This window comes from Qipengyuania vulgaris, from assembly GCF_009827325.1.
Taxonomy (GTDB): domain Bacteria; phylum Pseudomonadota; class Alphaproteobacteria; order Sphingomonadales; family Sphingomonadaceae; genus Qipengyuania; species Qipengyuania vulgaris.
The window spans coordinates 77,454-90,458 of the sequence record NZ_WTYC01000002.1; the positions used below are offsets into that span (position 1 = coordinate 77,454).

Consider the following 13,005-nt stretch of genomic DNA (forward strand, 5'->3'; position numbering starts at 1 on the left):
CATGACCGGCGTGAGCGAAGCGCAAGTCGCCGAATGGCAGCAGGCTGTCGGACGGGAATTGGTCGAGGAAGAAACACTCGATCCGCTGGCCTTGCGCCGCTTCGCCCGTGCTGTCGGTCGAGAAGACGAGACCGACCGGGTCCCCCTGCCCCACTGGGCCTTCTTCCTTCCTTGTCCGGACGATGGCACGATTGGACCCGACGGACATCCTCGAAGGGGAGGTTTCCTCCCCGAAGTCGCGCTTCCTCGCCGAATGTACGCCGCTTCCGACATCACGTTCGGCCGCCGTCTCGAAACCGGCGCACCTGCGCGTCAGACGAGCCGCGTGATGGAACTCGAACATAAGGCCGGACGAAGCGGGGACCTCGTTTTTGCGAGGGTCGAAAAGCGGATCGAACAACACGGCGAGTTATGCGTTCGTGAACTGCAGACCTACGTCTATCGCGGAGAAGGAGAGCCGATCTCTCTGCCCAAAGCTGCTCAGACGACACTCGAGGGCGAGCTCTGGCACCCTCGCGAGGTCAATCTTTTTCGCTTCTCCGCGGCAACTTTCAATGGGCACAGAATTCACTATGACCTGCCCTACACGATTGAGGTGGAAGGATATCCCGCGCTAATCGTCCATGGTCCCTTTACCGCCGCCAAACTCGCCGAACTCGCCATGCGTGAGGGAATACTCTCCAGCTTTTCCTTTCGCGCCATGGCGCCGCTCTTTCTGGGCCAGACCATTGTATTGCGCGCTGTGCTGAAGAGCCGCTACGAGGCGGTGCGATGCGATGGAACCGTGGCGATGATTGCCACTGCGGAGTTCCTATGAGCGACGACATCGCCCTTGCCCGCGCAGCTTCCCATGCTGCAGCGGAATTCACCGACAGCGTCCGATCGAAGCTCGCCGACTTGGTTGCGCCCGACGGCAAACTCGACGCCAAACTTGCCGAGCGCGAACAGCACCTGCTTCATGGGTTTGCGTGGATGGCCACCATCTCCGCCGCGATTGACGCTGCCGCGAACTGGGCGGGTCGGGCGCATGATGCAGGCGCCTTCGGAGAGACCGACGAGCTCGTCCTGAGCATCGGTATCGGCGAATATTGCGCGCAGCTCGCCAGCGGCGTTGTGATGAGCCAGAACGAAACGGTCCGGCCCTGCGATTTCGGGCTCGACGAGGAAGCACGGGAATTCGCCTGTGACGATGCCGTCAGCCAGTTCATCACGCTTCGCAACACTGCGGAAAAGCGCGCGGCTCTGGCCCGGCGACTCGCTGAAGGCGAGCGCCCCTTCGAGGGTACGGGGGATGGCATGCTCGACATGGTCCGCGACCAATTCCGAACATTTGCCGCGAACCGCATCGCGCCCTACGCACATCGGTGGCACCTGGAAGATGCGCTGATTCCCTCCGAACTGGTTCAGGAAATGGCGAATCTTGGCGTGTTCGGGGTTTGCATCTCCGAAGAATACGGCGGCTTGGGCCTCGGCAAGCTCGCCATGTGCCTCGTTTCGGAAGAACTCTCACGCGGCTGGATTTGTGCAGGGTCGCTGGGCACGCGTTCCGAGATTGCGGGCGAGTTGATCGGCGAGAACGGAACGGACGAACAGAAAGCCAGATACCTGCCGAAGATCGCGGATGGATCGATACTCCCGACCGCGGTCTTTACCGAGCCCGATACGGGTTCCGATCTTGCATCGGTGCGAACGCGGGCATCCCGTGCCCCGGATGGTGTTTGGCTAATCGAGGGCGCGAAGACATGGATCACCCATGCCGCCCGCGCGGATTTGATGACCATCCTTTGCCGCACCGATCCCGGCACCCCGGGCTATGGCGGACTTTCCATGCTGCTCGCCGAGAAGTCCCGCGGCACGGAGGAATGTCCGTTCCCCGATGATGGCATTGCAGGGGATGAAATAGAGGTTCTCGGCTACCGCGGGATGAAGGAGTACTCACTAGGCTTCGATAGGTTTGCGGTAGATTCCGACGGACTGCTTGGCGGTGAGGAAGGACAGGGTTTCAAGCAGCTCATGCGCACCTTCGAAGGCGCACGTATCCAGACGGCCGCCCGGGCGATTGGTGTGGGATGGAATGCGTTTGATCTCGGCCTGCGCTACGCCGCGCAGCGTACCCAGTTCGGCAAGCCACTGCTGGCCTTCCCCAGAGTGTCCGACAAGCTTGCCATGATGGCCTGCGAACTCGTGATGGTACGCGAACTGACCTATTCCGCCGCCCGTCACAAGGATCGCGGCGAGCGCTGCGATATAGAGGCAGGAATGGCAAAGCTGTTGGCTGCACGCGTTGCTTGGGCGAATGCCGACAACGCACTACAGATCCACGGCGGGAACGGATATGCGCTGGAATATCAAATCAGCCGAGTCCTTTGCGACGCACGAATCCTGAATATTTTCGAAGGGGCCGGGGAAATCCAGGCGCACGTCATCGGCAGAGGATTGATGGCGTTGCGATAGTGGAAGGATGGGCGCAATCGCGTTTATCGGCATCGGAAAACCCCTCGACACCCGCGAAGCCCGACATCGGGGCAATTGCGACGAAACGGGATGACAACAACTATTCGTGGAGACTGACTCCTTCACGCTCGACCACATTCTCGCCCGAAGCCGCAACGTCGAGCAGCAGGTCGACCAGATGGTCTTCAAGCAGGTTGATCTCGTCAATGTAGAGAAAGCCACGATGTGCCTTGGCCAAAAGCCCCGGCTCGAATGCTTTCTCCCCAGAACGTAGCGCTCGTTCCAGGTCGAGTGAGCCGATTACCCGGTCCTCGGTTGCCGCAAGGGGCAGATCGATATAGGGAACAGGGCGTAGGCGCATCGGCCCAATTCCGCAGACATCGGGATAGCGCCCCTGATCTTCTTTCGAGCAACCGTATGGGCAATCCTTGACCGCCGAAATCGGCGGCAGAAGCGACGCAAGCGCCCGTGCGGCGGTGGATTTGCCCGTACCCCGATCTCCGAACACCATGACCCCGCCAATCGCCGGATCGACCGCGCTTACCAGCAGTGCCTGCTTCATTTCGTCTTGAGCGACGATCGCGGAAAAGGGAAAGCGCGCCATATCTTGCACCTTCCTGCAACAGCTCTCGGTCGGCGGCAAGGTCTTTACCTGCGGTCGTTGCAGCGGGTTATACAGAAGCCCACTGCAACAGGATCATCCGGCTATGCACAGCGAGAGTGTGCGCTTATGAGATAGCCAATGGACTTCTCAATCCTTTTCGCCGCCATCTGGGCAATTTTCCTCGCATTTGGCGGAGGCTTACTCACCCAGATCGATGATTGGTATCACCATCTCGAAAAGCCTTCCTGGCAACCGCCAAACTGGTTGTTCGGTCCGGCCTGGACAATCATTCTCGGGCTCGCCGCTTGGGCATTCGTGTTGAGCTGGGACAACGCCGCCAGGGCCGGGCAGGAAATTTTCCTGATCGGCCTCTATGTAGCCAACGGCGTGTTTCACTTCCTGTGGTCACCCCTGTTTTTCAAGGCACGGCGGCCGGACTGGGCGCTGATCGAAGTCCCATTTCTCTGGCTATCCGTGCTGGCTCTCTGCGTATTCCTCAGAGACTGGTCGGTCCTGGCCAGCTGGCTGATCGTGCCGTACCTAGTCTGGGTCAGCTTTGCAGCCATTCTGAATTTGAAAATTGTCGAGCTAAACCGCCCGTTCTCAAAAGCCGCCGATGCGTCCAACAGTAGTAAATAAGGAATAAATGTTGGTAGCGGAGGAGGGACTTGAACCCCCGACACGCGGATTATGATTCCAACGGAATGGGGCGTAGACGCGTCTACGTTGACATGATCACTCCGCGATCCCGCTGCTTCTGGAATGGCGGGAAGCCAAGCGCAGCGTCTGTTTTTGGGATGAAAAGCAGCCATTAGTCAGGTCGTTTCCAAACGGCACCGATAAGGCCAACGATCAGTGCAAGGCCAAGCGCCCAAGGAAAGATCTGCCCCCCAATTATCGCACGCTCTGAAACTGCAAAACCTAGCGCAGTCAAAATAAACCCAATCGGTAAGCCGACGATCGAAAAGACTAAAAGTCTTATTGGCGAAAAACTCATACTCTTCACTATAAACCAAGTTTCTGCGAGCCGCACAGAAATATCCAAAGTTAGGGTCACTCCTCCGGTTTTGGGTGGGAAACGGACACAGGCTAGAGGGCCTCTTCTCCAAAAAAATTCACTACCGCCGGAGTAAATAGGATGCGGCACAATACGCAAACGAGCACGTGGTTGCAGACTTCACAATCGCATGGCTAAATTAGCGTTCCAGCGACGGGGGATGCTATGAAAGTCTTGAGAGCCCTTCTTTGCAGTTCGGCTGCTCTGTTGGTGACACTGGCGAGTGCTGCAGGCGCGCAGGACGAAGACGCGTTGCTCTTGAAGGACGTGCAGATCCTTCATCTCGAAGGGGAACATGCACGCTTGGTCCCTGGAATGTCGATTCTAATCAAGGACGGCAAGATTGCCCGGATTATCCCGGCCGAGGAGGCCGAAATGGACGGCCTTGCCATGATCATTGAGGGTAACGGTCGGATCGTGATGCCTGGCCTCGTCGATATGCATGTTCACGTTTGGGATCGGCAATCTCTGGGCGCATATCTGGCGGCTGGCGCTACAACAATCCGCAACGCATCGGGGATGCCATTCCATCTTCGGCTAATTCGGGAGATCGAGCGGGGCAACGTGATCGGCCCTCGTCTGATTACGACCGGACCGATATTGAACAGCCCCGGCCCCAACGAGCAGGTCAACCACCAAATTGTTTCGACAGCTGCGGAAGCCCGCGATGCCGTGCAACAGCAGCACGAGGCCGGCTATCGCAGACTTAAGGTTTATTCCAATCTCACACGTGAAGCATATGAGGCAGTCCTGACCGAATCGGACAGCCTCGGAATGACGGTCATGGGGCACACTCCCGAAGGAGTTCGAAAGCCCGGAATGCCCTACCAAATCCCGTTCGAAATAGCATTCGGGGAAATCCTCGATGACGGCTTTGTTACGATCGAACACGTTGAATCAATTGTTTGGCACGGATTAAGGGACCGCCATGACCAAGCGGCTGGGCGTGCGCTCGCGAGTCAGATCGCAGCCGCCGAGGTGCCTGTCGATCCAACTCTGCTCGCGTTCTACAACCTTTTAAGGGTCGCCGAGACCAAAGGCGCATATCTTCAGCGTCCAGGGACCGAGATGCTCAATCCCCTGTTGGTCGCTCAGAGCCAGGCCGAATATGAGCGGTGGTCCAGCGAGGACGTGGACCGGAACCGTGCTGCATTCCAGTTCTACAAGAGCATGGTGCGGTTAATGTCGGAGGAAGGCGTCCTGATTATTGCAGGGAGCGACGCCGGTATCTTTACGAACGTTCCGGGGATCTCGTTGATCGAGGAACTCGAATTGCTCGAAGAAGCTGGGCTGGACCGAGTTGCGGTTCTCCGCGCGGCGACGATCAACTCGGCGATCGCGCTCGGAGAGCAGGATCAGGTTGGTCGCGTGGCCGAAGGTTACCGGGCAGATCTTGTTCTATTGGGCGATGACCCGACAGTAAGCTTGGAAGCCCTCAGATCAGTCTCAGCCGTCATTGCAGGGGGCAGATGGTTCGACAGAACTGCGTTGGATGATCAGTTGGCCGCTGCATCCCAACACGACGTGGTGCGAACTCATCGCAACCTAGTCGAAGCCCTGACTGCACAAGGCGTCGATCCAGCCACTCTTGGACTATGAATTTCATTCGGAAGAATGCTGACGGCCTCCAGTAGAGTATGCGAGAGCCAAACGAAGCATCGCCCAGATAGGAGCGACTATGGCTGAAGCAATCAAGCACCAGGCGAAGTCGGGCTGATAGAGTTGAAGGGTTGCGATCGAGCCCCCGAAAATGCTCGGCAACGGCCAGACCAGAAACCACGCAAGGCCAAGCATCGCGACAAGCGGGAACCAGAGGCTGAACTTGCCGCTTATGCTGTCTCTCTTCGCAATCAAGGCTGACCTTCCTCTCCAAGAGACGAATGCAAACAGCACAAACAAGGGCGGCAGGATTGCAATTGAGAGGTAGGCGATTTTTGGCCCCCACCGTGACCCGTCATCATCATGAGATTGGCCCAAGGCTCGCGCCCCAACGCCACCGATTAGATACCAGGTATCGGCGAAGCCCAAGCCGCCATTGGCGTTGGCCAACACCACTACGCCTTTCTTTTCGGCGGGTCTGAAGGAGACAAGCGCTTCGGCTCCGGGCACCAATCCGATATGATAGACAGCCTCGTGCTCAGCATCGATAGACCAGCCCAGTCCATAAGAGGGCGAGGCAGGGCCAGAAGCCATCACCATTTCGGATTTGGTATTGGCCGAGAGGATGTCGTCTTCGCCGTTTAACCACATGGCGAGATAGCGTCCCATATCCTCCACGCTGGCCACGATCCCCCCAGCCGAAGCATTGATCGGATAGCCATCACCGCTTGCATAGGCACGGACACTGCCAAACCAAGGACGATGCCCGGTTGCCATGCCCGCAGGATTGGGTCCGCTCACCACCAAACTGTTTGTCATCCCAAGGGGTTTGAATATCCGTTCGTCGATGTAGTTCGAGTAGTTTTGACCGCTCACTTCCTCGATGACCGCTCCTAGGATTTGATAGTTTGCGTTGGAATATTCCCAGACAGCGCCCGGTGCGTTCGCGGGAGGCACCTGCGCAAGCTGCTCCGCATATTGGATAAGTCCAAGTTGTGATGCGTCGGCATTGCCATGCTGGCTATTGCCCTGAACGGTCGAGAACCCGCTAGTGTGGTTTAAGAGCTGGCGCACCGTCACGCCGCGTGCAGGTCCCGTTGCGAAAACGGGCAAGTGCTGCGATACGGGGTCATCCAGCGTGAGCTCCCCGGCTTCGACCAGCTGCATGATGGCGAGCGCTGTAAAGCTCTTGGTGACCGAACCGATTGGGAACAGCGTATCTCGTGTGACCGCCTCGTCACTCCCCCTTGCAGTTCTTCCAAATCCTCTTGCTGTGATCTCACCGTCTTGCACTAGGGCGTAAGCGATACCTGGCGCAGCGCTCTCTGGAAGTTCGGCTGCGATGAAGGGGTCGACTTGCGAACTTCCCGCGCTCGCAGACAGGTTTGAACCAGCCAACGCAAGAGCGGCAAATACCCATGTCATTTTCATGCGGATCAAAATGCACCAAGCACTAGAAGGGCCTGCAAGAACAGTATCAACACGATCAAGACGAAAGCGAGTAGAGCCAGAAAGCGCCAGACGGTCGAGAAGCGAGACAAGTCGTATGTGTGTCTCAGATGCTTGTAGACATGAAGCGGTGCGACCGTCGCAAAGATTGTAAAAGCATAGCCACCACTTTGATCAACCGGGCTTGCTGCGACCAAAGACATCGCGATAAACAAGAGCGACATGAAGCTCAGCGAATAGGTCACAAAGATTGCATGGTCATAGGCTTTGAACCGTCGTTTCCATGCAAAGAGCAGCCAAACAAATGGGATGGACAATGGGATCAGAAGCCAGCTGAATTTGTAGCCGTTCGTTTGCAGTTTGTAGAGCATCAGGCTCGGGTTTGATCTCCATTTCTCGACGAGCGAATCCACCAATCCAACCCCGGTCTTTCGGGCTGCAATCCTCCCTTCATTGCTTTCAAGGAAGGGAATTGTGCTCTGCGCTTGTTCTTCAAGTTGTTGGAGTTCCGATAAGCTCCCTTCTGCGGCAGCGATCTCGGCAGCCAGATCGGCGTATTCGGATGACCCTTCTGGAAGGGCTTCCAGCCTTTCTCTTGCTTCGGCGATCTGCTCTTGGCCAGCTGACTTTAGCTCACCGACGTAGCTGCTATCGCCCGATATCAGCCATTGGGAGAGATTCCGCCCACGTGTCTCCAGCAGCCTTAGATCATCTTCGAGGCTTGCACGCTGCGTCACAAGCGCCTCTCGGCGCGCTGCATCAAGATCGGGCGATGCCAGTTCCGCATCGATGTCGGTGATTTGTGCAAGAACCTCTTCGCTCTCGGCTTCGACCATCCGAGTGACCTGCGTGCGCGCAACACTTGTCAGATCGGTGGGCGTGGTGAGCCCAACCATTTGAAACACAGCGAACATCAGAAAGACGCTGAAGAGGAACATGGCCATCGGACTGACGAACTTGGCGCGTTCGCCATCGATATAGCGTCGCGTGAGCTTGCCAGGTTTGAAGACTAGCAGCGGCAGCGTTCGCCAAAGCTTGCCATCGAGATGCAGAACACCGTGAACGATATCGTGGCCAATTGCAGCCAGGCTGCGATGCACCTCGCGCTTCTGCCCGCACTGCGGACAGTGAGGGCTTGTGAACGAAGTGCCGCAGTTAAGGCAGGTCGTCTTTTCGTGAACTTCGGGCTGCTGGTTGGTCTCGCCTTGGCGCGGTTCCACAGATCGTCCGGCGAGTGTTCCCTCAATCGCTGTGCCAAGTCCATCTGTGATGTCGTTCATAATCGCCCCTCGTCACTTCTGCCTTATACCCAAGCTGTGGCTCGCAGCAAAAAAGGTGTGTGTGTGTGTTTCCGGACATGCACTGGTTCGGCGTTACGATGTAGGAACTCGCGAAAAGGAAATAATCTCGCGCTTGCGGTGAACGAGCGTCTTGGTGTTTCACAGCTGTGGCTGAAATGGGCTGTTTGCGGAACAGCGGCATTCACGGCGGCTATGGGCTACGCAGCAAGAAGCCCCCGCTCCATCTCGCCCATGAGATCCACGTCCTCCGCTGGATCGTGGAACAGGTGCCCATAAACGTCATAGGTCATCGTGATGGACGAATGTCCCAGCATGGTCTGTATCTTCTTTGGCGGCCAGGCAGCTTCGGGAGAAACCAGCACTAGCCTTGTAATTACAAAAGCTTTGCTGGAGACACCTTGAACGAACGGGGGTGACTGATGGAATTGACTGTAGCCGATGCTGAACGCCTGAAGGGCGGCTTAGCGCAGCACCGCATCAAATCTCGAGGGGTTTTCGTCCTCACAGCCATCGTTTTTACAGCGCTCTCTATGGCAGTCTTGCTGCAATTTCAGGTGCTTATATCTGCGATCTGTAAAAGATGCCCAACCGACCAAACTTTTTACAATCAGGAGGAAGGCCAAGTCCTGGAATTTTTTGCTTGAAATCAAGAACTTATGGTAGCGGAGGAGGGACTTGAACCCCCGACACGCGGATTATGATTCCGCTGCTCTAACCAGCTGAGCTACTCCGCCCCGAAAGGCCGTGTCGGCAGGCAGTTTGGCCCGCTCGGCAGGCGGCGCATTTAGGGCGGGAGTGCCCCCCGGTCAACAGTCATTTCCCGCGAAAGGCAAAGCGGCGCAGGAATTCCCAAGGGCCGCCGCGATAGACATGTAAAGCGAGTCCGGGAAAGGCGAATTCGCGAGGCTCGAAAAGTCCTGAAAGTCGAGCCTGGAGCGCTTTGGCTTCTTTCGAAGTTACCTTGTTCTGGATTGTCACATGCAAGCGCGGTCGGTGTTGGTCCTGTTGGGTTAACAGACCGCGAAAATGTTCCGCAATTTCGTCTCGCAAGGCGAGGAGGTCCGGGCTGGAAAGCTTGACTGCCGTACCGCCGCCGAGCGACATCAATCCTTCGACATTTCCCCTCAGTGGCGGCACCTCTCCAGCCAGACGCGCCAGATAGCGCCGCACCTCTTCCTCGCATTGTGAGGGAATCGCATGGAATAGCGTGACATGCGCCTCCAGGTAATTGCGTTCAGGCGGGAAATATTTGGTGCGGAGGTCGGTGAAGCGACGATGCAATTCGGGCGGGAGCTCCGCCGTCAGGATCAGGGGAGCATCGGCTGCAGTCACATTTCCCCACGTTCGCGGCGGAGCTTGCGCCAGGCGGCCGCGTTGCGGTTGTGCTCTTCCAAGGTCTCGGCAAAGACATGGCCGCCGCTGCCATCTGCAACATAATAGAGCGCCTTGGTTTCAGCCGGATCGAGCACGGCGGCGATACTTTCGCGTCCCGGATTGGTGATCGGACCGACCGGCAGGCCTGCAATGGCGCGAGTGTTATAGAGGTTTTTGTCTCGAAGTTCGGACACGCGAATGCGGCGCCCCAAGGGTTTGCCCTTGGTGATCGGGTAGATCGTCGTCGCATCGGCCCCGAGCATCATGCCGATGCGTACGCGGTTCGAAAGCGCGCCCGCCACCATTCGACGTTCTTCGGGGACGGCGGTTTCCTTCTCTACGATGGAGGCGAGAATGATCGCTTCTTCGGGTGTCTTCACTACGGCCTTCTCAGTGCGCTTCTCCCACGCTTCCGCCAAGAATCTGTCCATCGCACCCTGCATACGGGCGAGGACCTCGGCGCGGCTCTCGCCGCGCTCGAAGTCGTAAGTGTCTGGAAGGACAGAACCTTCCTCGGGAACTTCCACCTTACCCGTCAGAAGATCCTCCGCCATCAACCTCTCCCAGACGAGGATCGAGGGCAAACCTTCGGGAACGGTCACGAACCGGCGGATTACCTGGCCATGCTGGAAGGTATCGAGAATTTGCGATGGGCTCGCGCCCGCCGGGATCAAGAACTCGCCGGCCTGAATGGGGTCACCCGAGCCAAGGATCTTGGCGCGCAGGAGAAAGGCATCCGAGGAATCGATCAGTCCTTCTTCGCCCAGTTGGCGAGCCACGGCGGTCAATGTCGATCCGGAAGGTACGATAAAACTCGTGTCTTCCTCGACGTCGGCCGAGGCGTACCAGCCGCTGGCGAACCAGGCGAGGCCGGCGAGCCCGAGAAGGACCACGGCCCCCAGCGCGAGGCCGAGTTTCCTCATTTCAATCGACCTTCTTGACGATCAGCGAGGCATTGGTCCCGCCGAAGCCGAAGCTGTTGTTGAGCGCGGCTTTGACTTCACGCTTTTTCGCCGTGTGCGGGACGAGGTCCACGCCTTCCGTCCCTTCGTCAGGATCATCGAGGTTGAGCGTGGGAGGCACGATCTGGTCGCGGATGGCCAAGATACAGAAGATCGCCTCTACTGCCCCCGCACCGCCCAGCAGGTGACCGATCGCAGATTTCGTGCTGCTCATCGAGGCACCGCACAAATCGTCGCCCAGCACGCGTTTGACGGCGGCGAGTTCGATGGTGTCGGCCATGGTCGATGTGCCGTGAGCGTTGACGTAATCGATGTCGCAAGGCTCGAGACCCGATTTCCGGATCGCCATCTTCATCGCCAGTTCCGCACCTTTGCCCTCGGGATGAGGTGCGGTGACGTGGTATGCATCGCCCGACAAGCCGTACCCTACGACTTCGGCATAGATCTTTGCGCCGCGCGCCTTAGCGTGCTCATATTCCTCGAGCACCACGACCCCGGCGCCCTCGCCCATGACGAAACCGTCGCGGTTCTTGTCATAGGGACGGCTCGCCTTTTCGGGCGTGTCGTTCATGCTCATGTTGAGCGCACGCGCTTGTGCGAATCCGGCCACACCCAGCGGATTGATTGTACCTTCCGCGCCGCCCGCCAGCATGATGTCGGCATCGTCGAGCGCGATCATACGGGCAGCATCGCCGATCGAGTGTGCACCGGTGGAACAGGCTGTCACGACAGCATGATTGGGACCCATCAGGCCATACTTGATCGAAACCTGACCACTGATCAGATTGATCAATCGTCCATGGACGAAGTGCGGGCTGACACGGCCGGGTCCGCGTTCTTTCAGAACGAGCGATTCACTCTCAATACCGGGAAGGCCGCCGATGCCCGAACCGATCGAAACGCCAGCGCGTTCCTTCGTGGCCTGGTCCATTTCGGTGAGACCCGCATCTTCGAGCGCCTGCCCAGCGGCGTCGATACCGTACACGATGAAGGGATCGACCTGGCGCTGAACCTTGTGGTCTACACGCTTGTCGGGATCGAAACCGTATTCATGGTCCTTGGGTTTGACCTCGCACGCGATCAAACACTTCTGACCTTCGGTATCGAAGCGGGTAATCCTGCCCGCCCCGCTCTTGCCCGCGATCAGATTGGACCACGTGGTTTCGACATCAGCTCCCAGAGGGGTGACAAGGCCAAGTCCGGTAACGACCACACGACGCATGAAATTCTCCGCTCAAAAGGCAACAGGCCCGGCCCATCATCCGGGTCGGGCCTGTCCGGTCCCGTACCTGTCGCACGGGCAATCAAAAGGCTTCGGGCTTAACCCTTGTGCTCTTCGATATACTTAGTCGCGTCGCCGACGGTGGTGATTTTCTCAGCTGCATCGTCGGGGATTTCCACGCCGAATTCTTCTTCGAAGGCCATCACGAGTTCGACGATGTCGAGGCTGTCTGCGCCCAGATCGTCGATGAAGCTAGCTTCCTGGGTGACCTTGTCGGCCTCGACGCCGAGATGCTCGACGACAATCTTCTGCACGCGGTCGGCAGTATCGCTCATTCTATTCCCTCTCATCTTGGGGGTTTCGTATTGGCGTTCGCCCTAATCAACGGCGCGGCGCAGCGCAAGGGCATCTCGTCCGGTTGGTCGATCCCATTCTTCGTTTCACCCGTTTCATGACGAGTTACAATATTGAAAAAGGGAACAAAATCATGGCCACCACCATATTCAAAAGCCTTACCGACACGGCGTTCGATTCGGTCGAGGGTTACCGGCAGGCAGGCGAAAAGGCGAACGACCCGCAGCTCAAGCAGGCCCTGCAGCAGCGTTGCAGCCAGCGCGAGAACTCCCTGCGCCAGATGAATGCCGAACTCGAGCGTCAGGGTGACGAGCTTGTTACAAAGGGTACCCTCAGCGGCGAAGCGCATCAGATGTGGCAAAGCATCTCATCCGCGTTCGAAAACGACGACAAGGCAGCGGCGCACCGCGTCGAGGAAGGCGAAGATTACCTCAAGGACAAATTTCAGGAGGCAATCGAGAGCAACCAGCTCGAAGCTCAGGAACTGGCCGTCGTGCAGCAGGTCTATAATGAAATTCGCGAAGGCGAACGTTTTGGCGACATGATCGAAAAGCAGTACGATTAGGGCCTATAGCACCCAAACAGGAAAGGGCGCGGATATCCTCCGCGCCCTTTTTTATGTCGAGCTA

The 13,005-nt window shown here is 57.8% G+C and carries 12 protein-coding genes, 1 tRNA gene and 1 pseudogene; 6 read left to right on the plus strand and 8 right to left on the minus strand.

Annotated elements, in window-relative coordinates; all coding sequences use genetic code 11:
• Position 1: 1 nt before the first annotated feature.
• Both GRI69_RS04685 and GRI69_RS04690 read left to right on the plus strand, forming a co-directional pair.
• A complete protein-coding gene (locus GRI69_RS04685; protein ID WP_160727122.1) occupies positions 2 to 817 on the plus strand; it encodes an HTD2 family dehydratase in 816 nt (271 codons plus the stop codon).
• Positions 814 to 2,454: an acyl-CoA dehydrogenase family protein gene (locus GRI69_RS04690; protein WP_160727123.1), complete on the plus strand. Its 1,641-nt coding sequence runs from the start codon at positions 814 to 816 to the stop codon at positions 2,452 to 2,454. The genes GRI69_RS04685 and GRI69_RS04690 overlap by 4 nt, the downstream gene beginning before the upstream one ends.
• Positions 2,455 to 2,563: 109 nt before the next feature.
• Here GRI69_RS04690 and GRI69_RS04695 read toward each other — a convergent pair.
• Positions 2,564 to 3,058: pseudogene (locus GRI69_RS04695) on the minus strand (magnesium chelatase ATPase subunit I); the annotation flags it as partial.
• Between the two features lie 138 nt (positions 3,059 to 3,196).
• Here GRI69_RS04695 and GRI69_RS04700 point away from each other — a divergent pair.
• Both GRI69_RS04700 and GRI69_RS04705 read left to right on the plus strand, forming a co-directional pair.
• Positions 3,197 to 3,697: a TspO/MBR family protein gene (locus tag GRI69_RS04700; RefSeq protein WP_160727124.1), complete on the plus strand. Its 501-nt coding sequence runs from the start codon at positions 3,197 to 3,199 to the stop codon at positions 3,695 to 3,697.
• A gap of 583 nt (positions 3,698 to 4,280) precedes the next feature.
• Positions 4,281 to 5,714, plus strand: a complete 1,434-nt coding sequence (locus GRI69_RS04705; protein WP_237452948.1) for an amidohydrolase family protein — start codon at positions 4,281 to 4,283, stop codon at positions 5,712 to 5,714.
• Positions 5,715 to 5,717: 3 nt separating this feature from the next.
• Here GRI69_RS04705 and GRI69_RS04710 read toward each other — a convergent pair whose 3' ends face one another.
• Both GRI69_RS04710 and GRI69_RS16020 read right to left on the minus strand, forming a co-directional pair.
• Positions 5,718 to 7,145: a serine hydrolase domain-containing protein gene (locus tag GRI69_RS04710; RefSeq protein ID WP_337191026.1), complete on the minus strand. Its 1,428-nt coding sequence runs from the start codon at positions 7,143 to 7,145 to the stop codon at positions 5,718 to 5,720.
• 5 nt (positions 7,146 to 7,150) lie between these two features.
• A complete protein-coding gene (locus GRI69_RS16020; protein ID WP_237452949.1) occupies positions 7,151 to 8,443 on the minus strand; it encodes a DUF3667 domain-containing protein in 1,293 nt (430 codons plus the stop codon).
• 440 nt (positions 8,444 to 8,883) lie between these two features.
• Between GRI69_RS16020 and GRI69_RS04730 the strand changes: the two genes are divergently transcribed.
• Positions 8,884 to 9,108 (plus strand): hypothetical protein, encoded by a 225-nt coding sequence (locus GRI69_RS04730; protein ID WP_160727128.1) that lies wholly within the window; start codon positions 8,884 to 8,886, stop codon positions 9,106 to 9,108.
• 13 nt (positions 9,109 to 9,121) lie between these two features.
• On the opposite strand, the gene GRI69_RS04735 is transcribed toward GRI69_RS04730, so the two are convergent.
• The 5 genes from GRI69_RS04735 to GRI69_RS04755 form a co-directional block, all read right to left on the minus strand.
• Positions 9,122 to 9,198: transfer RNA gene (locus tag GRI69_RS04735), tRNA-Met, on the minus strand.
• A gap of 79 nt (positions 9,199 to 9,277) precedes the next feature.
• Positions 9,278 to 9,796, minus strand: a complete 519-nt coding sequence (locus GRI69_RS04740) for a 2'-5' RNA ligase family protein (RefSeq protein ID WP_160727129.1) — start codon at positions 9,794 to 9,796, stop codon at positions 9,278 to 9,280.
• Positions 9,793 to 10,761, minus strand: coding sequence for an endolytic transglycosylase MltG (gene mltG, locus GRI69_RS04745; RefSeq protein WP_160727130.1), 969 nt, complete (start codon positions 10,759 to 10,761; stop codon positions 9,793 to 9,795). The genes GRI69_RS04740 and mltG overlap by 4 nt, the downstream gene beginning before the upstream one ends.
• A 1-nt stretch (position 10,762) precedes the next feature.
• Positions 10,763 to 12,022 (minus strand): beta-ketoacyl-ACP synthase II, encoded by a 1,260-nt coding sequence (gene fabF, locus GRI69_RS04750; RefSeq protein WP_160727131.1) that lies wholly within the window; start codon positions 12,020 to 12,022, stop codon positions 10,763 to 10,765.
• 98 nt (positions 12,023 to 12,120) lie between these two features.
• On the minus strand, positions 12,121 to 12,357 hold the full coding sequence (locus tag GRI69_RS04755) for an acyl carrier protein (protein ID WP_006834437.1): 237 nt from the start codon (positions 12,355 to 12,357) through the stop codon (positions 12,121 to 12,123).
• Between the two features lie 152 nt (positions 12,358 to 12,509).
• Here GRI69_RS04755 and GRI69_RS04760 point away from each other — a divergent pair, with 152 nt between their 5' ends.
• Complete coding sequence (locus tag GRI69_RS04760) at positions 12,510 to 12,941, plus strand: ferritin-like domain-containing protein (protein WP_160727132.1); 432 nt, start codon at positions 12,510 to 12,512, stop codon at positions 12,939 to 12,941.
• Positions 12,942 to 13,005 lie beyond the last annotated feature (64 nt).

Bases quoted from the DNA above. Each gene is read 5' to 3' on its own strand.
- GRI69_RS04685 (WP_160727122.1), top strand. From the start codon at position 2: ATGACCGGCGTGAGCGAAGCGCAAGTCGCCGAATGGCAGCAGGCTGTC.
- GRI69_RS04690 (WP_160727123.1), top strand. From the start codon at position 814: ATGAGCGACGACATCGCCCTTGCCCGCGCAGCTTCCCATGCTGCAGCG.
- GRI69_RS04700 (WP_160727124.1), top strand. From the start codon at position 3,197: ATGGACTTCTCAATCCTTTTCGCCGCCATCTGGGCAATTTTCCTCGCA.
- GRI69_RS04705 (WP_237452948.1), top strand. From the start codon at position 4,281: ATGAAAGTCTTGAGAGCCCTTCTTTGCAGTTCGGCTGCTCTGTTGGTG.
- GRI69_RS04710 (WP_337191026.1), bottom strand. From the start codon at position 7,145: ATGAAAATGACATGGGTATTTGCCGCTCTTGCGTTGGCTGGTTCAAAC.
- GRI69_RS16020 (WP_237452949.1), bottom strand. From the start codon at position 8,443: ATGAACGACATCACAGATGGACTTGGCACAGCGATTGAGGGAACACTC.
- GRI69_RS04730 (WP_160727128.1), top strand. From the start codon at position 8,884: ATGGAATTGACTGTAGCCGATGCTGAACGCCTGAAGGGCGGCTTAGCG.
- mltG (WP_160727130.1), bottom strand. From the start codon at position 10,761: ATGAGGAAACTCGGCCTCGCGCTGGGGGCCGTGGTCCTTCTCGGGCTC.
- fabF (WP_160727131.1), bottom strand. From the start codon at position 12,022: ATGCGTCGTGTGGTCGTTACCGGACTTGGCCTTGTCACCCCTCTGGGA.
- GRI69_RS04755 (WP_006834437.1), bottom strand. From the start codon at position 12,357: ATGAGCGATACTGCCGACCGCGTGCAGAAGATTGTCGTCGAGCATCTC.
- GRI69_RS04760 (WP_160727132.1), top strand. From the start codon at position 12,510: ATGGCCACCACCATATTCAAAAGCCTTACCGACACGGCGTTCGATTCG.